Here is a 21322-nt window from a genome sequence, read left to right on the forward strand (position 1 = left end):
CTGCCGGGGCACTCGCCGCGCATGCCGTCTGCCGTCATGCGGGTGGCGCCTCTGAAAGTGCCCGTACGGACTCGCCGTACGGGCGCGATACCGCGCGTGTCATGACGACTTGCGCACGCGCAGGTACCAGTCACAAAGCAGCCTCACCTGCTTCGGCGTATAGCCCTTCGCGACCATCCGGTTCACAAAGTCCTCATGCTTGCGCTGCTCCTCCGCCGAGCCCTTCGCGTTGAACGAAATGACCGGCAACAGTTCCTCGGTATTCGAGAACATCTTCTTCTCGATCACGACCCGCAACTTCTCGTAGCTCGTCCACACGGGGTTCTTGCCAGCGTTCGCCGCCCGTGCGCGCAGCACGAAGTTCACGATCTCGTTGCGGAAATCCTTCGGATTGCTGATCCCGGCCGGCTTCTCGATCTTCTCCAGCTCCGCATTCAGCGCGGCGCGATCGAAGCTCTCGCCCGTGTCGTGATCGCGGAATTCCTGGTCCTGGATCCAGAAGTCCGCATACGTGACGTAGCGGTCGAAGATGTTCTGGCCGTACTCCGAATACGACTCGAGATACGCCGTCTGGATCTCCTTGCCGATGAACTCCGCATAGCGCGACGCGAGCACGTCCTTCACGAACGACAGGTACTTCTGCTCGGTTTCCGGCGGGAACTGCTCGCGTTCGATCTGCTGTTCGAGCACGTACATCAAATGCACCGGGTTCGCCGCGACCTCGCTCGTGTCGAAGTTGAACACGCGCGACAGGATCTTGAACGCGAAGCGTGTCGACACGCCGGTCATCCCTTCGTCCACGCCCGCGTAATCGCGATACTCCTGGTACGACTTCGCCTTCGGATCGGTGTCCTTCAGATTCTCGCCGTCGTACACCTGCATCTTCGAGAACAGGCTCGAGTTTTCCGGCTCGTGCAGGCGCGACAGCACCGAGAACTGCGACATCATCTTCAGCGTGCCCGGCGCGCATACGGCCTCGGCCAGCGACGAATTGCGGATCAGCTTCTCGTAGATCTTGATCTCTTCCGACACGCGCAGACAGTACGGCACCTTCACGACGAAGATCCGGTCGAGCAGTGCCTCGTTGTTGCGGTTGTTGCGGAAAGCCTTCCACTCCGACTCGTTCGAGTGCGCAAGAATCACACCGTCGAACGGAATCGCGCCGAAACCTTCGGTACCCTTGAAGTTGCCTTCCTGCGTCGCGGTCAGCAGCGGGTGCAGCACCTTGATCGGCGCCTTGAACATTTCGACGAATTCGAGCAGACCCTGGTTCGCGAGGCACAGGCCGCCCGAGTAGCTGTACGCGTCGGCATCGTCCTGCGCGTATTGCTCAAGCTTGCGGATGTCGACCTTGCCGACCAGCGACGAGATGTCCTGGTTGTTCTCGTCGCCCGGCTCGGTCTTCGCGATGCCGACCTGCCGCAGGATCGACGGATAGCGGCGCACCACGCGGAACTGGCGGATGTCGCCGTTGTATTCGTGCAGGCGCTTGACGGCCCACGGACTCAGGATGCTTTTCAGGTAGCGGCGCGGAATGCCGTACTGTTCCTCGAGGATCGGACCATCCTCGTCGTAGTCGAACAGCCCGAGCGGCGACTCGTTGACGGGCGAGCCCTTCAGCGCATAGAACGGCACGCGCTCCATCAGTTGCTTCAGGCGCTCGGCGATCGACGACTTGCCGCCGCCCACCGGGCCCAGCAGATAGAGGATCTGCTTCTTCTCTTCAAGACCTTGCGCAGCGTGGCGGAAGTACGCGACCACCTGCTCGATCACCTCCTCCATTCCGTAGAACTCACGGAATGCCGGATACACCTTGATGACCTTGTTCGCGAAGATCCGCGACAGGCGCGGGTCGTTGCGGGTATCGATCTGTTCAGGTTCCCCGATTGCTTCCAGCATGCGTTCACCAGCCGTCGCGTACGCGGATGGATCGTTCTTGCAGAGCGCGAGATACTCCTCCAGCGAGAGCTCTTCCTCTCGCGTTTTTTCGAAGCGGTTCGCGAAGCTGCTGTAAATATCCATGCTACCTCCCTCGCCTGAGTCTGAAGACGTGCCTGCCTTCGTATGACTGCGCAGAAGCAAGCGCGTTCGAATTCATCCTAAACCCTTTCTTATTTTTTTTCACGAACTCTTCGTATGAAGTTCGTCATTCTCGACAACACCGCTTGGACAACGCATTTCGTCGTTTTACAATCGATCTCCCGAGCCGCAGAAACTGCATCCGCCGCGTCTCGTCGAACACCGAAACGTCTCGTGCGTTGGACACCGCCGACGTCGCCACCTCCTCCCTTCATCCCTTTACGTTCGAGCGGCCGCGTCCGATGACACGCCGCGCGAACCGTTACAAATTTTTTTCGCAGTCCCTTACGGACATACCCGTACGACGAACGCGGGAACATGACGCGCACGCAGCGCATTCCGGCGAATCTCTCGGTGCGCGACGCTCGGCACACCTGCCGATGCGCGATCGACTCGTCCGCACCGTCACATTTCGTCCGCCGCAGAAACGGCAACGCCCGCGGATCGCGGGCGTCGTCACCAAATGGGGATAGATACGCGGCGCACGCGAATCAGAACGTCTCCCAGTCGTCGCCGCCGGCGGTCGCGGCGGCCGGCGCGGGTGCGGGGGCGGCCGACACGGCGGCGGGCTTGCGCGCCGGCATCGCGGCGCTCGCGCGTTTCGGCGCGGCCTCGCGCTCGACGCGCGCGGCAGCCGGTGCGGGCGCAGCGGTCGGCGCGGAAGGCGCACGCGTTGCATGACGTGCGGCAACGGCAACGACGGTGCCCGCACGTGCCGCCTCGTCGTCGAGCTGGAATACCGCCGCCGTTTCGCGCAGGCGGGCCGCCTGCTCCTCGAGCGACTGCGCGGCGGCCGCGGCTTCCTCGACGAGCGCGGCATTCTGCTGCGTGACCTCGTCCATCTGCGCGACCGCGCGCGCCACCTGGTCGATCCCGCCACTCTGTTCCTCGGACGCCGCCGCGATCTCGCCCATGATGTCCGTCACGCGCTGGACCGCGCCGATCACGTCGCTCATCGTGCGCCCCGCCTCGTCGACCAGCGTCGAGCCCGTCCGGATACGCTCCACCGACGCGTCGATCAGCGCCTTGATTTCCTTCGCCGCGCTCGACGAGCGCTGCGCGAGGCTGCGCACTTCGCCCGCGACGACCGCGAAGCCGCGGCCTTCCTCGCCCGCCCGCGCGGCTTCGACGGCCGCATTCAGCGCCAGAATGTTGGTCTGGAACGCGATTCCCTCGATGATCGCGATGATGTCCGCGATTTTCGCCGAGCTGTCGTTGATCTCACCCATCGTGCCGACCACCTGGCCGACCACCGTGTTGCCCTTGTTCGCAATTTCGGACGCATTCGCGGCCAGCGAGCTTGCCTGACGCGCATTGTCCGCATTCTGCTTCACGGTGCCCGTCAGTTGCTCCATGCTGGACGCGGTTTCCTGCAGCGCAGCAGCCTGTTCCTCGGTACGCGACGACAGGTCGATGTTGCCGGCCGCGATCTGGCGGGCCGCGGTCGCGATCGACTCGCTGCCGCCGCGCATGGTGCGCACCGTGTCGACGAGCCCGCGCTGCATCCTCGCGAGGCCTGCCAGCAACTGGCCCATCTCGTCGCGCCGGTCCACGACGATCGGCCGGCGCAGGTCGCCCGCGGCGATCGCGTCGAAATGCGACAGCGCATCGGCGATCGGGCGGCCGATCGCGCGGCTCAGCGTCAGCCACGACAGCACCGCGGCGCCGATACCGACCAGCAGCACGACGATCGACAGCACGCGCATCGTCTCGAACACCGATTCGGCCTGATCGAAGCGCGCTTGCGCATTGGTGAACTGGAAGCCGCGCAGCGCTTCACCGGCCGCGGCCAGCTCGGTATAGCGCGCCTGAAGCTGCTTGGCGCCGTCGCCGATCCGCTCGTGGTCGCCGGCCGCGACCGCGCTCGCGAACGCGTCGCAACTGCTCTGCAGCACCTTGCGCCGGGCGACGACGTCCTGTGCGAGCCGGTCCTCGTCGGCGTCGCGCGGCAGCGCAAGGTACTTCTGCCACCAGGCGTCCGATTGCGCCCGCATCGCGCGGCTGCGCTCGATGGCCGCCGCCGAGTCGGGCGTGCCGACCAGCAGCGCGGCACGGTCGAGCGCGAGGCGCTCGCGCGCGGCGAACATTTCCGCCATCGCCACGTCGACCGCGCTCGGCATCTGGTTCGTGAAAATCTCGCGCGTCGAATCGTTCGAACGCGTCATCCCGTGCAGACCGAGCACGCCGGTCACCGCCAGCAGTACCGCCAGAAACGCCATCGTGAAACCGATGCGCGCTCGAATCGTCAGGTTCCTGAACACCATCATCCATCCTGTGTTGCGTCGTCTTGAACGGGCCTGGCCCGTTGGCTCGAAGCATTGCTTCACTTGGTGCATTTACGACCGCACGACGCATAACTTGATGGTTTTAGCGTGTTTATTTCGAATTATTCGTCTGTTTATTTCATAAGTCTGAATAAATGACGGAATTCGGGTCGGGATGGGGAATCGCCAAAGGCCAGTGGAAACGCCAAGCATTGCGGGGCCGCCGCCAGCCGTCTCATGCGACGGACCGGCAGCGCGATGGAACCGGAAAACCGGGGATCCGGCCCTAGTCGGCCAATTCGGCGCGCGTCGGAATCGACGGCTGCGCGCCCGCGCGCGTGACCGACAGCGCCGCCGCGCGTTGCGCGAAGCGGATGGCCGTGTCGACGTCCGCGCCGGCCGCGAGCCGTGCGGAAAAGCCGCCGATGAAGGTGTCGCCGGCCGCCGTCGTGTCGATGGCCTGCACGACGGGCGCCGGATAGTGGCGCGCGGCGCCGTCGGCCGTCAGCGCAAGCACGCCGCGCGCGCCGAGCGTGATCAGCACGTTGCGCGCGCCACCGGCCTGGAGCGCCCGCGCGGCGGTTTCGGCCTGCGCCGGATCGCGCACCGGCAGCCCGGTCAGCGCGGCCGCCTCGACCTCGTTCGGGATCAGGTAATCGACGAGCGGCAGCCAGCCGTCCGGCAGCGGCGCGACGGCCGGCGCCGGATTGAGCACCACCGTGCGGCCGAGGCGGCGCCCGGCCGACAGCGCCGCGAACACCGCGTCCGGCGGCGTCTCCAGCTGGCAGATCAGCACGTCGGCCGCCGCCAGCGCGGCCTCGTGCCGCGCGATCGTATCGGTCGTGACCTCGCCGTTGCCGCCCGCGACGATCACGATCGCGTTCTGGCTTCCGTCGTCGACGACGATCAGCGCGACGCCGGTCGACGCCGACGCGCTCGTCGCGAGCCCCGCGCAGTCGATTCCCTCGGCCTCGAGGCCCGCGCGCAGCGCGGCGCCGTGCGCATCCGCGCCGACGCAGCCGATCATCGCGACCTGCGCGCCGAGCCGGGCGGCGGCGACGGCCTGGTTGCCGCCCTTGCCGCCCGCCGCCTGCGCGAACGCATGTCCGGCGAGCGTTTCCCCCGGCAGCGGCAGCCGAGGCGCCCGCACGACGAGATCCATGTTGAGGCTGCCGACCACCGTCACGCGGCCGGCGCCCGTTACGCTCGCCGTCATGCGCGAGCGCCCGGCGCGGCCGGCTCGCGATAGACCGCCGTCGATTCGCGCAGCACGAGGCGCGGCGACACGACGCGGCGACGGCTTGGCACGGCCGTGGAACCGCCGCCGATCCGTTCGATTAGCGTCTGCGCGGCCATTTCGCCGAGCGCGCGCACCGACTGGCCGACCGTCGACAGCGCCGGATACGTGTAGCGGGAAAATTCGATGTCGTCGAAGCCGATGATCGAGCAGTCGTCGGGCACGCGCAGCCCGCGCTCGGCCGCCGCGCGCAGCGCGCCGACGCCCATCAGGTCGTTGCCCGCGAAGATCGCGCTCGGCCGCACCGATTCGAATAGCCGCGACGCCGCGTGATAGCCGCCCAGGCACGAAAAATCGCTTTCCGCGATCGCGCCCGGCACGATGTCGACCCCGCGCTCGGCCATCGCGCGGATGAAGCCGTGCACGCGCATCGCGCTGACGGCGGTGTCGGTCGGCCCGGTGATGCAGCCGATCTTCGCGTGCCCGAGCTCAAGCAGGTGGCGCGTCGCCAGGTACGCGCCGCGCTCGTGGTCGATCTGCACGAGATCGGCCGCGAGCCCCTCGATGTTGCGATCGACGACGACGAGCGGCGCATGGATATCGGCGAGCGTCTGCGCGAGCACCGCGTCCTCGCCCGCCGACGCGACGATCAGCCCATCGATGCGCTTTTCCTGCAGCACGCGCAGGTAGTTGCGCTGCTTCACGGGATCGTCGTCCGAATTGCAGAAGAACACGCAATAGCCGTTGGCCGCGCACTGATCCTCGATGCCGCGCGCCAGCTCGGCGAAGTACGGATTCGTGCTGTTCGGCACGACGAGGCCGATCGTCGCCGTCGCCCGCGCCTTCAGCGAGCGCGCCACGGCCGACGGCACGTAATTCAGCTCGCGGATCGCGCCCTCGACCTTCGCACGCACATCCGCGGACACCGGCCGCGAATTGTTCACCACGTGCGAGACGGTCGTAAATGACACGCCCGCCATGGCCGCCACATCCTTGATCGTCGCCATTTCCCGTTTCTCTCTGGTCTGTTCTGTCTGTCTTTTTACCGCACGCGCGTACGCCGGCTGCGATACGTATCGAGCACGACCGCCACGACGATCACCGCGCCCGTGATGATCCGTTTGGTCGGCTCGTTCGCACCGATCTGCGCCAGCCCCGCGGCCAGCACGGAAATGATCAACACGCCGAAGAACGTGCTGATCACCGAGCCGCGCCCGCCCATCAGGCTCGTGCCGCCGATCACGACGGCGGCGATGACCTGCAGTTCGAGGCCCGCGCCCGCGTTCGGATCGGCCGCCTCGAGCCGCGAAATCTGGAACAGCGACGCGAGCCCCGCGAGCGCGCCCATCAGTGCGAATACGAGGATTTTATACGGCCGCGGGTTAACCCCTGCAAGTCGGACCGCTTCCTCGTTCGTGCCGATCCCGACCAGATAGCGCCCGAACACGGTGCGCGTGAGCACGAACTGGGCGGCGATCATCACCGCGACCGCGATCAGGAACGCCGGCGAGATGCCCAGCGCGATCGGGTTCGACAGGAAATCGAACGCGTCGCCGATATACGCGGTGCGCGAATTCGTCAGCTGGTACGCGAGGCCGCGCGCGGCCTCCAGCACGCCGAGCGACACGATGAACGACGGAATCCGCCAGCCGACCGTGACCGCGCCGGTCAGCGCGCCCGTCGCGGTCGCGACCGCGATCCCGATCAGCGCGGCCGGCAGCGGCCCCCACTGCCACTTCAGCGCGGCGACGCTGACCATCGACGCGGCGAGCGCGAGCACCGAGCCGACCGACAGGTCGATCCCGGCGATGATCAGCACGAAGGTCATCCCGACCGACATCACGACGAGATCGGGAATCTGGTTCGCGATCGTGCTGAACGTGTCGTAGGTCAGGAAATGCGAGCTCAGCGCCGAGAACAGCGCGATCATCGCGGCCAGCGCGCCGGCGAGCCCGAGATAGTTCGACAGGCCGAGCCGCGTGCCGGACAGCGTGCGCGCGCGGCGCCCGGTCACGTCCTGCTGCGCGCCTGCATCGGTCGGGGATACGGGAGGCTGGGTCATTGCTGTCGTCCTGTCGTCGAAGTGCCCGAAGCGGCGCCGCGCGCCTGCTCCGCGTCCGGATGCTGCATGGCGGCGGCCGGCGTCTCGCGGCCGAAGCCGGCGAATGCCGCGGCCAGCAGCGCATCCTGGGTCCAGTTGCCGCGCTCGAACACGGCGGTCATGCGCCCGGCCGACATCACGCCGATCCGGTCGCAGATCAGCATCAGCTCGCGCAGGTCGCTCGATACGACCACGAGCGCGCGGCCTTCGCGCGCGAGCGCGCCCATCAAAGTGTAGATCTCGAATTTGGCGCCGACGTCGATCCCGCGCGTCGGCTCGTCGAACAGCAGCACACCCATGTCGCGCGCGAGCCAGCGGCCGATCACGACCTTCTGCTGGTTGCCGCCCGACAGCTCGCCGACCGCCTGCGCCGCGCCGTGCGTGCGGATCCGCAGCGCCTCGATCTGCTGCTCGGCGAGCGCCGTTTCGCGTGCGGAATCGACGATGCCGCCGCGCGCGAGCCGGTCGAGCTGGCCGAGCGAAACGTTCGCGGTGATCGACTGCGACAGCAGCAGCCCTTCCCCCTTGCGATCCTCGGTGATCAGCGCGATGCCCAGCTTCACCGCCTCGACGGGCGACGCGATCCGCGCCGGCTTCAGCGGCTGGCCGACCGCGATCGTCCCGGCGTCCGGCGTATCGGCGCCGTAGATCAGCCGCAGCAGCTCGGTGCGCCCTGCGCCGATCAGCCCGGAGATGCCGAAGATCTCGCCCGCGCGCACCTCCAGCGACACGTCGCGCACGGCCGTCCCGCGCGTGAGGCCCGATACCGCGAGCCGCGGCGCGCCGAACCGGCGCTCGCCGAGATCGATGTGTTCGCCGATCTCGCGCCCGACCATCAGCGTGACGAGCCCGTCGGACGTCGTCGCCGCCATGTCGCCCGCATGCACGAGCCGGCCGTCGCGCAGCACCGCGACGCGCTCGGCGACGCGCGCGAGCTCTTCGAGCCGGTGCGAGATGTAGACGATCGCGACGCCGCGCGCCTTCAGCCGGTCGATCTGCTCGAACAGCAGCTCGACTTCGCGCGCGGTCAGCATCGCGGTCGGCTCGTCGAGAATCAGCACGCGGCAGTCGCCGATCAGGTTGCGGGCGATCTCCACCATCTGCTGGTGGCCGATGCCGAGCGCGCCGACCGGCGTATCGGGGTCGACCGCGTCGAGCCCGACCTGCGCCATCGCCGCGCGCGCGTCGTCGCGCAGCCGCGCGCGATCGATGATGCCGAAGCGGCGCGGCAGTCGGTTCAGAAACAGGTTTTCGGCGACGGTCAGCGTCGGCAGCAGATTCAGCTCCTGCATCACCATGCGCACGCCGAGCGCCTCGGCCTGCGTGCGGCTCGCCGGCGCATAGGCCTCGCCGCCGAGCTGCATCGTACCGGTGGTCGGGTCGACGAGCCCGCCGATGATCTTCGACAGCGTGCTCTTGCCCGCGCCGTTCTCGCCGGTCAGCGCGAGCGCCTGGCCTGCATCGAGCGTCAGCGTGACGTCGGCGAGCACGGGTTCGGCATAGGTCTTGCCGATGCCGGAGACGGACAGCACGGGGTGGGCTGAACGGGAGGGTTGGAAGGTCGGTTCCATCGCGATCCTGATTGCGGCCGCGCGCACGCGGCGCGCGGGTATGACGCTCACAAGTGCATGTGCATGCAGTGGCCGTGATCGCGCTCACACCGGATAACGGCCGCCGCGCCGGATTCTTGAGGCCGGCGGCCGGACCGGTGCGGCGTTACTTCGTCACGAGATCCACCGGCGTCTCGACCACGCCGGACATCTCGGCCTGCTTGCGATGCTCGGCAATGGCCTTGAGCGCCGTGTCGATGCCGAACACGGCCTGCTTCGCCGCGTACTGGTCGGCGGTCGCGAGCACGCGGCCGTCCTTCAGCATCGGCTTGATCGCGTTGATGTTGTCGTAGCCGACCACGAGCACCTTGCCCTGCTTGCCGGCCGCGCGCACGGCCGACACGGCGCCGATCGCCATGTTGTCGTTGCCGCACAGCAGCGCCTTCAGGTTCGGGTATTCGTTGAGCATCGCGGCGGCCACCGCATTGCCCTTGTCGATCTCCCATTCGCCCGACTGCACCGACACGACCTTCATCCCGCCCGCCTTCATCGCGTCCTGGAAGCCGGCCGTGCGCTGCTGCGCGTTGGTGGTCGTCGACACGCCTTCGACGATGCCGACCTGGTCGCCCGCCTTCAGCCGCTTCGCGAGGTAATCGCCGATCTTGCGCGCGCCCTTGCGGTTGTCCGGGCCGACGAACGGCACGTTCAGGTTCTTCGACTTCAGCACGTCGGGATCGAGCCGGTTGTCGATGTTCACGACGACGATGCCGGCGTCGACGGCCTTCTTCACGACCGGTACGAGCGCCTTCGAATCGGCCGGCGCGAGCACGATCGCGTCGACCTTCGACACGATCATCTGCTCGACGATGCGGATCTGGTTCGCGGTGTCGGTCTCGTCCTTGATGCCGTTCGTGATCAGGTCGAACTGGTTCGCGTTGTGTTTCTGGTATTCCTTCGCGCCCGTTTCCATGGTCAGGAAGAACTCGTTGGCGAGCGACTTCATCACGAGCGCGACCTTCGGCTTGGCCGCGGACTGCGCGTGGACAACCGGTGCCGCGGCCACCGCGACGGCGGCGAGCGCGGCGGTCAGGAAGCGACGGCGAAAGCGGACATTCATACACATCTCCTGGCGACGGCCCGAAGGCCGGATTGTTGTTTTAATGTGAGCAAACGTTTGCGCCACACTACCCGGGCAATGGCCATCGATGCTGCTGTCGGTACCACGGAATGGAAGCGAGGCAGACGGCCGACTGCCTGGCGCGTGCTGTCGTCGACGCGCCACCGCCGGCGGAACGCCGGCGGAGTGAAGGCTATGCTGTACCGATTCGCTTCGGCGCGCAACCTGTCTGATCAATATTTAAGGGTTTATTCGGAGCGCGCGAGCGGGCTTCGCGACGCGCAAATGCGACACTCGCGACGGCTGCTCGCCGAAGCGCTCGCTTCGCGGGCGGCGGCCGACGATGGCGCGGTTCGTCGTGGACAACGCGCTTTGCGCCGACGATATCGACGCGCGGCGCGCGGGCATTCGTCGTCGCGACCTGTCGCCGACCATGACGGAAGCGGCGAGTCGGACGGCGCTGTTGCGTGAATGGGGAAACTGCCGGTTTCGTGTGCCGCGCCGAGGTTCGGCAGGTCGTTCCTGTTTTTCCGTTGGCGTGGGAACGTGTATCGATCGCCGTCTGGCGTGAAGCATCGGATCGAAAACCTCGGCCGAGGCTTCGATCGTGACGGCGCCTCCCCCTGCCGCCGCCCGGTGCGTCGGACGGCAAGGTAAGCGTGTCGCGCGGCATCCGCGGCATCCGCCCGGACGGCGCGCGACGCGCAATGGTCAAACGGCTTCGCGCAACAGCCCGGCGATTTCCGCTTCGTTCAGGTGCGGCGCGAACATTTCGATCAGCCGGTACGCATACGCGCGCAGGAATGCGCCCTTGCGCAGCCCGACCCGTGTCGTGCTCGCCTCGAACAGGTGCTGCGTATCGAGCGCGACGAGCCCCGTGTCGCGCTGCGGATCGTAGGCCATCGCCGCGACCACGCCGATCCCCATCCCGAGCTCGACGTAGGTCTTGATCACGTCCGCGTCGATCGCGGTCAGCACGACGTCGGGTACGGCGCCCGCCTGCGTGAATGCCTGGTCGATGTGCGAGCGGCCCGTGAAATCCTGGTCGTACGTGATGATCGGGTACTCGGCGATTTCCTCGAGCGTCAGGTTCTCGCGGCCGACGAGCGGGTGGCCTTTCGGCACGACGACCGTGTGGTGCCACGAATAGCACGGGAACGTGACGATGTCCGGATAGCGGTCGAGCGCCTCGGTCGAGATGCCGAGATCGGCCTCGCCGTTCAGGATCATCTGCGCGATCTGCTGCGGGCTGCCCTGGCGCAGCGCGAGATGCACCTTCGGAAACACCTCGGTGAACTGCCGGATCACCTTCGGCAGCGCGTAGCGCGCCTGCGTGTGCGTCGTCGCGACGACGAGGTGGCCGCTGTCCTGATCGGCGAACTGGCGCGCGACGCGCCGCAGGTTCTCGGCGTCGAGCAGCATTCGCTCGATCAGCTGGTGCACGGCCTTGCCGGGCTCCGTGAGCCCCGTCAGCCGCTTGCCGCGCCGAATGAAGATGTCGACGCCCAGTTCATCCTCCAGATCCTTGATCTGTTTCGACACGCCCGACTGCGACGTGTACAGCACGTTCGCGACTTCGGTCAGGTTCATGTTCTGGCGCACCGCTTCGCGCACGAACCGCAATTGCTGAAAATTCATGGGTATGCCTCTTAGGCTGTCGTTGTTTGATTGTCGAATCGGAGCGAATCCCGCCCTTTGCCCCACATTGCCTCGTCAACGCGCGGGAAATACCCGCACGGCACGCGGCACGGCCGTCGCGCCGTCGCCGACCTGCAGCGAGAGCGCCCGCCAGGCGTCGCGGTCGAGTTCCGCCTCGAGCGCGCCGCCCGCGCGTGCCTCCAGCTCCACGCGCACCGAACCGCCGAGCGGAATTACGCGCCGCACGTCCACCGCGATGCCGTCGCGGTGCCCTTCGCCCGCCGGCCACAGCTGCAGATCGTGCGGCCGCACGTACGCATTCGCGGGGCCCGCGAAATCGGCGTCGACCTCGATCGGCGCAGCCGCGCCGTCGGCGACGAAGCCGCGCCCGGCGACCGTGCCCGGCAGCCGGTTCGCCGCGCCGAGAAACTCGTACACGAACGCGCTTTGCGGATGATCGTAGACGTCCTGCGGGCTGCCGACCTGCTCGACGTGGCCGCGGTTCAGCACGACGATGCGATCGGCCACCTCGAGCGCCTCCTCCTGATCGTGTGTGACGAAGATCGTCGAGATGTGCAAGTCGTCGTGCAGGCGACGCAGCCAGCCGCGCAGTTCCTTGCGGACCTTCGCGTCGAGCGCGCCGAACGGTTCGTCGAGCAGCAGCACCTTCGGCTCGACCGCGAGCGCGCGGGCGAGCGCGATGCGCTGGCGCTGGCCGCCCGACAGCTCGGACGGGTAACGCTGCGCGAGCCAGTCGAGCTGCACGAGCTTGAGCAACTCGTGCACCTTCTCGCGAATCGCGGCTTCCGACGGCCGCTCGCGGCGCGGCTTCACGCGCAGCCCGAACGCGACGTTCTCGAACACGGTCATGTGGCGGAACAGCGCGTAGTGCTGGAACACGAAGCCGACCTGGCGGTCGCGCGCGCCGACCGACGCGACGTCGAGCCCCTGCAGCACGACCTGGCCGGCGTCCGCGTGCTCGAGGCCCGCGATCACGCGCAGCAGCGTGGTCTTGCCGCAGCCGGACGGCCCGAGCAGCGCGACCAGTTCGCCGGGCGGGAAGTCGAGCGATACGTTGTCGAGCGCCGTGAAATCGCCGAAGCGCTTCTGAAGGTTACGGACGGTGATACCCATTCTGGTTGCCTCTTTACGATTTCGACGAAACGGCGCCGACAGGGCCGGCATGTGCGGGAACGGCGTCGGCCAGTTCGGCGGCGAGATGACGCTCGGCGATCAGCTTCAGCGCGAGCGTGACGAGCGCGAGCAGCGCCAGCACCGACGCCACCGCGAACGCCGCCGCGAAGTTGTATTCGTTGTACAGGATCTCCACGTGCAGCGGCATCGTGTCGGTCACGCCGCGGATGTGGCCGGACACGACCGACACCGCGCCGAACTCGCCCATCGCGCGCGCATTGCACAGGATCACGCCGTACAGCAGGCCCCATTTCACGTTCGGCAGCGTCACGCGGCGGAAGATCTGCCAGCCCGATGCACCGAGCACGCGCGCCGCTTCTTCCTCGTCGGTGCCTTGCGCCTGCATCAGCGGAATCAGCTCGCGCGCGACGAACGGGAACGTGACGAAGATCGTCGCGAGCACGATGCCCGGCACCGCGAAGATGATCTGCACGTCGTGATCCTGCAGCCACGGCCCGAACCAGCCCTGCGCGCCGAACAGCAGCACGTACACGAGGCCGGAGATCACCGGCGACACCGAGAACGGCAGGTCGATCAGCGTCGTCAGCAGCGCCTTGCCGCGGAATTCGAACTTCGCGATCGCCCACGATGCGCACACGCCGAACACGAGGTTCAGCGGTACCGCGATCACGGCGACGGTCAGTGTCAGCTTGATCGCCGACCACGCATCGGGATCGGCCAGCGATTCGAGATAGAAGCCGACGCCCTTGCGCAGCGCCTCGACGAACACCGCGGCGAGCGGCACGACGAGGAAGAACGCGAGGAACGCGAGCGCGATGCCCGTGAGCAGCCAGCGCACGACGCGCGACTCGCTGACGGGGTCGAGCCGCTTCGTGGCGCGCACGGCGGACGACGGGGTTTTCAGCACGACGGTGGCCTCCTGGCTCATTGCTGGCCTCCTGCCGCGACGGCGTTGACGGTGGCGGGCGCCGGACCGCTCGCGCCCTTGCTCGTCCTGCGCTGCAGATACCACTGCAGCGTGTTGATCAGCAGCAGCATCAGGAACGACACCACCAGCATCACGACCGCCAGCGCGGTCGCGCCCGCGTAGTCGTACTGTTCGAGCTTCGTGATGATCAGGAGCGACGTGATCTCGGATTTCATCGGCACGTTGCCGGCGATGAAGATCACCGATCCGTATTCGCCGAGCGCGCGCGCGAACGCGAGCGCGAAACCGGTGAGCAGCGCCGGCAGCACGGCCGGCAGCACGACGCGGCGGAAGGTCAGCCAGCGCGACGCGCCGAGGCACGCGGCGGCTTCTTCCTGCTCCCGCTCGAAATCCTCGAGCACCGGCTGCACGGTGCGCACGACGAACGGCAGCCCGATGAAGGTCAGCGCGACCAGCACGCCGGCCGGCGTGAACGCGATCTTGATGCCGAGCGGCGCGAGATACTGGCCGACCCAGCCGTTGGTCGCGTAGACGGCCGCGAGCGAGATGCCGGCCACCGAGGTCGGCAGCGCGAACGGCAGGTCGACGACCGCATCGACGAGGCGCTTGAACGGGAACGTGTAGCGCACCAGCACCCACGCGACGAGAAAGCCGAACACGGCGTTGATCAGCGCGCCGCCGAGCGCGGCCGAGAACGTCAGCCGGTACGACGCGAGCACGCGCGGCGACGTGACGGCGGTGACGAACTGGTCCCACGACAGCGTCGCGGTCTTCAGGAACGTGGCGGCGAGCGGAATCAGCACCACGAGGCTCAAATAGGCCACCGTGATGCCGAGTGTCACGCCGAAGCCGGGCAGCGCGCTCGGCTTGCGAAAGGTATACGTCGTCATCGGATGCGCTTGCTGGGTCGATGCTGCTCACGGGTCCGACGCAAACGCCGGCGCAGTGCATCGCGCCGGCGGCCCGTCGGGGATGCGGCGCGCTGTCGTGGCGCGCCGCTTGGTCGTTATGGTGTGACTGCGTGCGTTACTGCGGCTTGTAGATCGAATCGAACACGCCGCCGTCCGCGAAATGCGTCTTCTGTGCATTCGTCCAGCCGCCGAACGTGTCGTCGACCGTGTACAGCTTCAGCTTCGGGAACTGCCTGGTCAGTTCAGCCGGCACGTTCTTCGAGCGCGGCCGGTAGTAGTTGCGCGCCGCGATTTCCTGGCCCTGCGGGCTGTACAGGTAATTCAGGTACGCCTCCGCCAGCTTGCGCGTGCCCTTCTTGTCGACCACCTTGTCGACCACCGCGACAGGCGGCTCGGCCAGGATGCTCACCGACGGCACGACGATCTCGAACTTGTCGGTGCCGAATTCCTTGACCGACAGGAACGCCTCGTTCTCCCATGCGATCAGCACGTCGCCGATCCCGCGCTGCACGAAGCTCGTCGTCGCGCCCCGCGCGCCGGAATCGAGCACGCCCGCGTTCTTGTAGAGCTTCGTGACGAATTCCTTCGCCGTCTGCTCGTTGCCGCCCGGCTTGTGCAGCGCGTACGCCCATGCGGCCAGGTAGTTCCAGCGCGCGCCGCCCGACGTCTTCGGGTTCGGCGTGACGATCGAGATGCCCGGCTTGGTCAGGTCGTCCCAGTCCTTGATCCCCTTCGGATTGCCCTTGCGCACGAGGAACACGATCGTCGACGTGTACGGCGACGCGTTGTCGGGCAGGCGCTTCTGCCAATCCTTGTTCACGAGCCCCTTGTTCGCGAGCGCGTCGATGTCGTACGCCAGCGCCAGCGTGACGACGTCGGCCTGCAGGCCGTCGAGCACCGAGCGCGCCTGCGCACCCGAACCGCCGTGCGACTGCTTGAAGTTGACGGTTTCGCCCGTCTTCGCCTTCCACTCCTTGCCGAACGCCTGGTTGAAATCCTGATACAGCTCGCGCGTCGGGTCGTACGACACATTCAGGAAAGTCGTATCGGCCTGCGCATGCGTCGCGACGCCCAGCGCCGCCGCCGCGCCCAGCGCGAATGTTGCGATCAGGCGGCCCACTCCGCCCACCAGCCCCGTGTTGCGCTTGCCCATCCTTGGTTCTCCAGTGTTGTCGGTATTGCGATGTCGGGCCAGTCTATCGAACGGGTTACATGATTAAAAATAATCCTTCCTCATTTTTTAATACTCAAAAGTGCTAACGCATACGGGACGGACGGTTGCGGCGGACAAACCGGCGTCCGGGCGTCGCGAAATCACGCCGGAATCGACGCAATCGCGTCGAACCTCAAGTAACACTTGAAATTCACGAAGTACTGTATAAAAATACAGCTCACTGTCTATCCATACAGTTGAGCCATGACCAAACTCACCGCCCGTCAGCAGCAAGTGTTCGACTTGATCCGCCGCGCGATCGAGCGCTCCGGATTCCCGCCCACCCGTGCCGAGATCGCGGCCGAACTGGGCTTCAGCTCGCCGAATGCGGCCGAGGAGCACCTGCGTGCGCTGGCGCGCAAGGGCGTGATCGAGCTGGCCGCGGGCGCATCGCGCGGCATCCGGCTGCTCGGCATCGACGACGCCCCGCATCAGTTCACGCTGCCGCACGCCGGCCTGATGCAACTGTCGCTGCCGCTCGTCGGCCGCGTCGCGGCCGGTAGCCCGATCCTTGCGCAGGAGCACATCTCGCAGCACTACGCGTGCGATCCCGCGCTGTTCACCAGCAAGCCCGACTACCTGCTGAAGGTACGCGGGCTGTCGATGCGCGACGCCGGCATTCTCGACGGCGACCTCCTCGCCGTGCAGAAGCGCACGGAAGCGAAGGACGGCCAGATCATCGTCGCGCGCCTGGGCGACGACGTCACGGTCAAGCGCCTGATGCGCCGGCCCGGCGGCCTCGAGCTGATCGCGGAGAACCCGGATTACGAAAACATCTTCGTCAAGGCCGGCAGCGCGGATTTCGCGCTGGAAGGCATCGCCGTCGGGCTGATCCGCTCGGGCGAACTCTGACATTCCGTCTCGCTAGGAGAACATCATGGAACGCCTTGCCCGCCTGCTGCCTTTCCGTCAATTCGGTCGCCTGCGTCATCTGCGCGGCCGCACGCCCTGCGCTCCGCTGTCCGCGGCGGCGCCCGTGCAAGAAGAAGTCGCAGTCGAACGGCAGGCGTCCCTGCTGCCGTCAGCGCTCCCCGCGTTCGCGCGCGTATCGCTGAACGCTGGCCTGAATCACGCGGAACCCGCGCGTCGCGCGCCGGTGCGCGTCTATCACGGTCGTTCGCGCCTGATCATGGTGGGCACGATCGACGCCGTTTGCCGGATGATCGATCGCTGCATCGCGGAGGAACGATCGGCCACGCCGGGCGGTCTCTGATTGCGGAACCTTCCCGCACCGGAGGCAACGTGACTGGTTCGTCGCGCCGTGCATGGCGACTCAAGCCCCTGTTGATCGTCGCGCTCGTCGTCGCTGTTATTGCGGCGCTCGGCTATGGGTACGCGTCGCCGTATGTCGCGCTCGGCCGCCTGAAATCGGCGATCGATGCGCGCGACGCGCAGGCGATCAGCGAATATGTGGACTTTCCGTCGCTGCGCATCAGCCTGAAGCAGCAGGTCACGGAAGAATTGATGCGCCGCGTCGACGCCGTAAAAAAGGACAATCCGTTCGCGGTGATCGGCGCGTTGATCGGGTCCGCGCTGATCGGCCCGCTCGTCGATGCGTACGCGACCCCGGAAGGCGTCGCCGCGCTGATGAGTGGATTGCCGCCGCGCGGCAATCCGGGCGAGCGTCCGCCTGACTGGTCGAATCAGCCGCCGGCGGGCAATGCGCCCGGCAACACGCCTGCCGCGCCACCCGCCCATCCGGCGCCGGCAAGTAACGGCGTACCGGGCGGCACCGCGGCCGCTTCGGCGGCATCGTCGCCGGCCCCCGCGCCGGCCGCACCGGCCAGCCCGAGCGAAGCAACGCAAGCGCCGCGCCAGCAACAAACCAGCGCGGGCTACCGAAATATCGATGAATTCGTCGTCACGTATCAGCGCGGCGCCGACGGCACGCGCTATGCGGCGATCTTTCACCGCTTCGGGCTGTTCTCGTGGAAATTGTCCGGGATCGACCTGCATGCATAGCAGGCCGCGCTGGACGCCCGCTCCGCCGATCCAGCGCGATGCCTGACCGGCATGCATCGCCAGTCAGGTCGTCATCCAGTCTTTAGATCATTGGCCGGTCGCCATGGCCGCCTCGCGCTCGCGCGCGATTTCGGCCTTCTGCTCTTCCGCCGACGAACACGCCACCAGAATGCTGCAGTTCACGCGATCGAGCAGTTGCGTATTGCCCGAGCCCATCCACCATCTCGACAATCCGCTGCGGCACCGGTGGCCGACGACGACGAGGTCGACCTTCAGCTCCGACGCGAGATTCGCGATTTCGTCGATCGGATAACCGAAGGCGAAATGGCCCTCGGCTTGCACACCGCGCTCGCGCAGCCAGTTCACGCCTTCCTGCAGGATTTCGCGCGCGGTTTCCTCGAAGCGGCCGCATGCGACATCGGTCAGCAAGCCGGCGCTTTGCGCAATGCTCGAACGCATGTCGACGACCGACAGCAAATGCGTTTCCGCCTTCAGGTCCATTGCGAGATTGGCTCCGCAGCGTAGTGCCTTGCGCCCTTCGAGCGTGCCGTCGTAACACAGCAAAATCTTGTTGTAGCTAGCCATGAAGCCTCCCTATCGCGACAACGAGCCGACGCATTCATCATGGTGCGCCGCAATTCAGGACGCAAGGGATGGAAAACGCTGATTCGCCCCGCGTCGCGCGTGCGCGATGATGCGGTGCATGATCGGTGCGCACATGCATCGCACCGGGCGGGCGTGCCCTGAAGCGACGCAGCCGATGCACTAGAATGGCCCATTCGTACACCAGCGAGCCGCGTCGCGCCGGCATCGTGCGCTTCGGTCACGCCCGTGTGACACGGATTCGTGCGATCCGTTCGGAAACCGGCCACGCACGGGGCAGCAGCACACGCCCGCTTACAACGACAAGCGCCCATGTCCGTCGCACCGATCGATTTCCGCAACGTCGAAAAACGCTATGGCGACAAGCTCGTCGTCAACGGCCTGTCCTTCCACGTGAAGGCCGGCGAATGCTATGGCCTGCTCGGCCCGAACGGCGCCGGCAAGACCACGACGCTGAAGATGCTGCTCGGCCTCGCGCATCCCGATGCCGGCACCATTTCGCTGTGCGGCGAACCGGTTCCATCGCGTGCCCGACATGCACGCCAGCGCGTCGGCGTCGTCCCGCAGTTCGACAATCTCGATCCGGACTTCACGGTCCGGGAAAACCTGCTCGTGTTCAGCCGCTATTTCGGGATGTCGGCGCAGGCGGCACGCGCGCTCGTGCCGCCGCTGCTCGAATTCGCGAAGCTCGAGAACAAGGCCGATGCGAAGGTGGGCGAGTTGTCGGGCGGCATGAAGCGTCGCCTCACGCTCGCCCGCGCGCTCGTCAACGATCCCGACGTGCTCGTGCTCGACGAGCCGACGACGGGCCTCGATCCGCAGGCGCGGCATCTGATGTGGGAGCGGCTGCGTTCGCTGCTCGCGCGCGACAAGACGATCCTGATCACCACGCATTTCATGGAAGAAGCCGAGCGTCTGTGCGATCGGCTGTGCGTGATCGAGCAAGGCCGCAAGATCGCCGAAGGCGCGCCGCATGCCCTGATCGCATCGGAGATCGGTTGCGACGTGATCGAGATCTACGGGCCCGATCCGGCCGCGCTGCGCGACGAGTTGTCGGCCTTCGCGAAGCGCACCGAGATCAGCGGCGAGACGCTGTTCTGCTATGTGACCGATCCCGAACCGCTCGGCGCGCGCCTCAAGGGCCGCACAGGATTGCGCTATCTGCATCGCCCCGCCAATCTGGAAGATGTGTTCCTGCGGCTCACCGGCCGCGAGATGCAGGACTGAACGACCATGGACGTCCGCAACTATTCCGCCACCACGCCGTCGGCCCCGCCGCGCGAATCACGCTTCGCGATCGCGATGCCGGCCAATGCAGGCAACTGGGTCGCCGTCTGGCGACGCAACTACCTCGTGTGGCGCAAGCTCGCGCTCGCGTCGATGTTCGGCAATCTTGCCGATCCGATGATCTATCTGTTCGGGCTGGGTTTCGGGCTCGGCCTGATGCTCGGCCATGTCGACGGCGTGTCGTATATCGCATTCCTCGCGGCCGGCACGGTCGGCTCGAGCGTGATGATGTCCGCGAGCTTCGAGTCGATGTATTCGGGTTTCTCGCGGATGCACGTGCAGCGCACGTGGGAAGCGATCATGCATACGCCGCTCGCGCTCGGCGACATCGTGCTCGGCGAAATCGTGTGGGCGGCCAGCAAGGCGATGCTGTCGGGGGGCGCGATCATGCTCGTCGCGGGCGTGCTCGGCTATGCACGCTTTCCGTCGATGCTCGCGGTGCTGCCGGTGATCGCGCTGGCCGGTCTCGCGTTCGCCAGCATCGCGATGATCGTCACGGCGCTCGCGCCATCCTACGATTTCTTCATGTTCTATCAGACGCTCGTGCTGACGCCGATGCTGCTGCTGTCGGGCGTGTTCTTCCCGATCACGCAGTTGCCGCCGATCGCGCGGCATGCGGCGCAGGCGCTGCCGCTTGCGAATGCGGTCGAGCTGATCCGGCCTGCGATGCTCGGCCGGTCGGCGACCGACATCGCGCTGCACGTCGCGGTGCTCGCCGGCTACGCGGTCGGCGGATTCCTGCTGTCCGCGTGGCTGTTCCGGCGGCGGATGATGCGCTGACGGCCGGCGCGTCGGGCACCACGCACCGGCCGCCGGCCAAATGCGACGACGTTACTCGTCGTCGTCGCTCCACGGAATTTCGACGTCGGTCAGGAACGCGACGGTCGCGAGCGGGCCGCCTTCGTGGCGGCCGAGCTTGCCGTCCGCGCGATGCCATTCCACGCGGAACTGCGTGCCCGGATCGTCGGCCACCAGATACACCGTGCGCAGCTCTTCCTTGTCGGCTTCGTCCACCGGGCCGTCGAACGACACCAGCATCTTCTGCGGCCACAGGCCGTTGACGGGATCGTAAATGCGATCGCCCTGCGGAATGTCGATACTGGCCTCGACACCGATCGTGGCGGAGGCCTCGATGATCATCGTGCCGAGTGCGTGCAGCACGGCCGTCGCCCGCGCGGAATTGGCCTGACGAATCGCGAGATCGCCGCGCGTCAGCGCCTTTTCGAGTCGAGGATGAATCTTCGGTTGGGTCATGCGTTTTCCTGTTTGCTTCTTGT

20 protein-coding genes are annotated in these 21322 nt (G+C 66.8%); 6 read left to right on the forward strand and 14 right to left on the reverse strand.

From position 1 onward, the window contains the following. Positions 1-99 precede the first annotated feature (99 nt). From C5F75_RS10400 to C5F75_RS10435, 7 genes are all read right to left on the reverse strand, one after another. Complete coding sequence (locus C5F75_RS10400) at positions 100-2022, reverse strand: PrkA family serine protein kinase (protein ID WP_027784391.1); 1923 nt, start codon at positions 2020-2022, stop codon at positions 100-102. A gap of 548 nt (positions 2023-2570) precedes the next feature. Beyond that, a complete protein-coding gene (locus tag C5F75_RS10410; RefSeq protein ID WP_060010123.1) occupies positions 2571-4343 on the reverse strand; it encodes a methyl-accepting chemotaxis protein in 1773 nt (590 codons plus the stop codon). Between the two features lie 286 nt (positions 4344-4629). Further along, positions 4630-5559 (reverse strand): ribokinase, encoded by a 930-nt coding sequence (rbsK, locus tag C5F75_RS10415; RefSeq protein WP_059584132.1) that lies wholly within the window; start codon positions 5557-5559, stop codon positions 4630-4632. Continuing rightward, complete coding sequence (locus C5F75_RS10420; RefSeq protein ID WP_050012587.1) at positions 5556-6587, reverse strand: LacI family DNA-binding transcriptional regulator; 1032 nt, start codon at positions 6585-6587, stop codon at positions 5556-5558. The genes rbsK and C5F75_RS10420 overlap by 4 nt, the downstream gene beginning before the upstream one ends. A gap of 35 nt (positions 6588-6622) precedes the next feature. Beyond that, the gene (locus C5F75_RS10425; RefSeq protein WP_059584134.1) at positions 6623-7642 is read right to left on the reverse strand and encodes an ABC transporter permease; all 1020 of its coding nucleotides are present in this window, start codon (positions 7640-7642) and stop codon (positions 6623-6625) included. Then, positions 7639-9252: a sugar ABC transporter ATP-binding protein gene (locus tag C5F75_RS10430; RefSeq protein WP_059584136.1), complete on the reverse strand. Its 1614-nt coding sequence runs from the start codon at positions 9250-9252 to the stop codon at positions 7639-7641. Before C5F75_RS10430 ends, C5F75_RS10425 begins: the two co-directional genes overlap by 4 nt. Before the next feature lie 145 nt (positions 9253-9397). After that, positions 9398-10348 (reverse strand): sugar ABC transporter substrate-binding protein, encoded by a 951-nt coding sequence (locus tag C5F75_RS10435; RefSeq protein WP_059584137.1) that lies wholly within the window; start codon positions 10346-10348, stop codon positions 9398-9400. A 343-nt stretch (positions 10349-10691) separates the two neighbouring features. Between C5F75_RS10435 and C5F75_RS36700 the strand changes: the two genes are divergently transcribed. Continuing rightward, positions 10692-10919, forward strand: coding sequence for a hypothetical protein (locus tag C5F75_RS36700; RefSeq protein WP_155634540.1), 228 nt, complete (start codon positions 10692-10694; stop codon positions 10917-10919). 140 nt (positions 10920-11059) lie between these two features. Here the strand turns inward: C5F75_RS36700 and C5F75_RS10445 are convergent, their stop codons facing one another. The 5 genes from C5F75_RS10445 to C5F75_RS10465 form a co-directional block, all read right to left on the reverse strand. Next, positions 11060-11986, reverse strand: a complete 927-nt coding sequence (locus C5F75_RS10445) for a CysB family HTH-type transcriptional regulator (RefSeq protein ID WP_034186954.1) — start codon at positions 11984-11986, stop codon at positions 11060-11062. Positions 11987-12061: 75 nt separating this feature from the next. Beyond that, complete coding sequence (locus tag C5F75_RS10450; protein ID WP_059584139.1) at positions 12062-13120, reverse strand: sulfate/molybdate ABC transporter ATP-binding protein; 1059 nt, start codon at positions 13118-13120, stop codon at positions 12062-12064. 13 nt (positions 13121-13133) lie between these two features. Continuing rightward, on the reverse strand, positions 13134-14069 hold the full coding sequence (cysW, locus tag C5F75_RS10455) for a sulfate ABC transporter permease subunit CysW (protein ID WP_059584141.1): 936 nt from the start codon (positions 14067-14069) through the stop codon (positions 13134-13136). After that, a complete protein-coding gene (gene cysT / locus C5F75_RS10460; RefSeq protein ID WP_046545642.1) occupies positions 14066-14959 on the reverse strand; it encodes a sulfate ABC transporter permease subunit CysT in 894 nt (297 codons plus the stop codon). Before cysT ends, cysW begins: the two co-directional genes overlap by 4 nt. Positions 14960-15095: 136 nt before the next feature. After that, a complete protein-coding gene (locus C5F75_RS10465) occupies positions 15096-16133 on the reverse strand; it encodes a sulfate ABC transporter substrate-binding protein (RefSeq protein WP_059584143.1) in 1038 nt (345 codons plus the stop codon). A gap of 264 nt (positions 16134-16397) precedes the next feature. Here C5F75_RS10465 and lexA point away from each other — a divergent pair, with 264 nt between their 5' ends. From lexA to C5F75_RS10485, 3 genes are read left to right on the forward strand one after another with little or no spacing between them, the layout of a single operon-like run. Beyond that, positions 16398-17045, forward strand: a complete 648-nt coding sequence (gene lexA / locus C5F75_RS10475; RefSeq protein ID WP_006476077.1) for a transcriptional repressor LexA — start codon at positions 16398-16400, stop codon at positions 17043-17045. Positions 17046-17070: 25 nt separating this feature from the next. Continuing rightward, entirely contained in the window at positions 17071-17406 is a 336-nt protein-coding gene (locus C5F75_RS10480; RefSeq protein ID WP_006476078.1) for a hypothetical protein, read from the forward strand. Positions 17407-17435: 29 nt separating this feature from the next. Beyond that, complete coding sequence (locus C5F75_RS10485) at positions 17436-18155, forward strand: DUF2939 domain-containing protein (protein WP_059584144.1); 720 nt, start codon at positions 17436-17438, stop codon at positions 18153-18155. An 87-nt stretch (positions 18156-18242) separates the two neighbouring features. Here the strand turns inward: C5F75_RS10485 and C5F75_RS10490 are convergent, their stop codons facing one another. After that, complete coding sequence (locus C5F75_RS10490) at positions 18243-18740, reverse strand: universal stress protein (RefSeq protein WP_059584146.1); 498 nt, start codon at positions 18738-18740, stop codon at positions 18243-18245. A gap of 330 nt (positions 18741-19070) precedes the next feature. Between C5F75_RS10490 and nodI the strand changes: the two genes are divergently transcribed. Next, positions 19071-19985: a nodulation factor ABC transporter ATP-binding protein NodI gene (gene nodI, locus C5F75_RS10495; RefSeq protein WP_059584147.1), complete on the forward strand. Its 915-nt coding sequence runs from the start codon at positions 19071-19073 to the stop codon at positions 19983-19985. A gap of 6 nt (positions 19986-19991) precedes the next feature. Beyond that, positions 19992-20825 (forward strand): ABC transporter permease, encoded by an 834-nt coding sequence (locus C5F75_RS10500; protein WP_104012163.1) that lies wholly within the window; start codon positions 19992-19994, stop codon positions 20823-20825. A gap of 51 nt (positions 20826-20876) precedes the next feature. Here the strand turns inward: C5F75_RS10500 and C5F75_RS10505 are convergent, their stop codons facing one another. Further along, positions 20877-21299: a hypothetical protein gene (locus C5F75_RS10505; RefSeq protein WP_059584150.1), complete on the reverse strand. Its 423-nt coding sequence runs from the start codon at positions 21297-21299 to the stop codon at positions 20877-20879. Between the last annotated feature and the right edge of the window lie 23 nt (positions 21300-21322).

Origin of the sequence: Burkholderia anthinoferrum (assembly GCF_002925705.1) — a bacterium.
In the GTDB taxonomy this organism is placed as follows: Bacteria; Pseudomonadota; Gammaproteobacteria; order Burkholderiales; family Burkholderiaceae; genus Burkholderia; species Burkholderia semiarida.

Bases quoted from the DNA above. Each gene is read 5' to 3' on its own strand.
- C5F75_RS10400 (WP_027784391.1), bottom strand. From the start codon at position 2,022: ATGGATATTTACAGCAGCTTCGCGAACCGCTTCGAAAAAACGCGAGAG.
- C5F75_RS10410 (WP_060010123.1), bottom strand. From the start codon at position 4,343: ATGGTGTTCAGGAACCTGACGATTCGAGCGCGCATCGGTTTCACGATG.
- rbsK (WP_059584132.1), bottom strand. From the start codon at position 5,559: ATGACGGCGAGCGTAACGGGCGCCGGCCGCGTGACGGTGGTCGGCAGC.
- C5F75_RS10420 (WP_050012587.1), bottom strand. From the start codon at position 6,587: ATGGCGACGATCAAGGATGTGGCGGCCATGGCGGGCGTGTCATTTACG.
- C5F75_RS10425 (WP_059584134.1), bottom strand. From the start codon at position 7,642: ATGACCCAGCCTCCCGTATCCCCGACCGATGCAGGCGCGCAGCAGGAC.
- C5F75_RS10430 (WP_059584136.1), bottom strand. From the start codon at position 9,252: ATGGAACCGACCTTCCAACCCTCCCGTTCAGCCCACCCCGTGCTGTCC.
- C5F75_RS10435 (WP_059584137.1), bottom strand. From the start codon at position 10,348: ATGAATGTCCGCTTTCGCCGTCGCTTCCTGACCGCCGCGCTCGCCGCC.
- C5F75_RS36700 (WP_155634540.1), top strand. From the start codon at position 10,692: ATGGCGCGGTTCGTCGTGGACAACGCGCTTTGCGCCGACGATATCGAC.
- C5F75_RS10445 (WP_034186954.1), bottom strand. From the start codon at position 11,986: ATGAATTTTCAGCAATTGCGGTTCGTGCGCGAAGCGGTGCGCCAGAAC.
- C5F75_RS10450 (WP_059584139.1), bottom strand. From the start codon at position 13,120: ATGGGTATCACCGTCCGTAACCTTCAGAAGCGCTTCGGCGATTTCACG.
- cysW (WP_059584141.1), bottom strand. From the start codon at position 14,069: ATGAGCCAGGAGGCCACCGTCGTGCTGAAAACCCCGTCGTCCGCCGTG.
- cysT (WP_046545642.1), bottom strand. From the start codon at position 14,959: ATGACGACGTATACCTTTCGCAAGCCGAGCGCGCTGCCCGGCTTCGGC.
- C5F75_RS10465 (WP_059584143.1), bottom strand. From the start codon at position 16,133: ATGGGCAAGCGCAACACGGGGCTGGTGGGCGGAGTGGGCCGCCTGATC.
- lexA (WP_006476077.1), top strand. From the start codon at position 16,398: ATGACCAAACTCACCGCCCGTCAGCAGCAAGTGTTCGACTTGATCCGC.
- C5F75_RS10480 (WP_006476078.1), top strand. From the start codon at position 17,071: ATGGAACGCCTTGCCCGCCTGCTGCCTTTCCGTCAATTCGGTCGCCTG.
- C5F75_RS10490 (WP_059584146.1), bottom strand. From the start codon at position 18,740: ATGGCTAGCTACAACAAGATTTTGCTGTGTTACGACGGCACGCTCGAA.
- nodI (WP_059584147.1), top strand. From the start codon at position 19,071: ATGTCCGTCGCACCGATCGATTTCCGCAACGTCGAAAAACGCTATGGC.
- C5F75_RS10500 (WP_104012163.1), top strand. From the start codon at position 19,992: ATGGACGTCCGCAACTATTCCGCCACCACGCCGTCGGCCCCGCCGCGC.
- C5F75_RS10505 (WP_059584150.1), bottom strand. From the start codon at position 21,299: ATGACCCAACCGAAGATTCATCCTCGACTCGAAAAGGCGCTGACGCGC.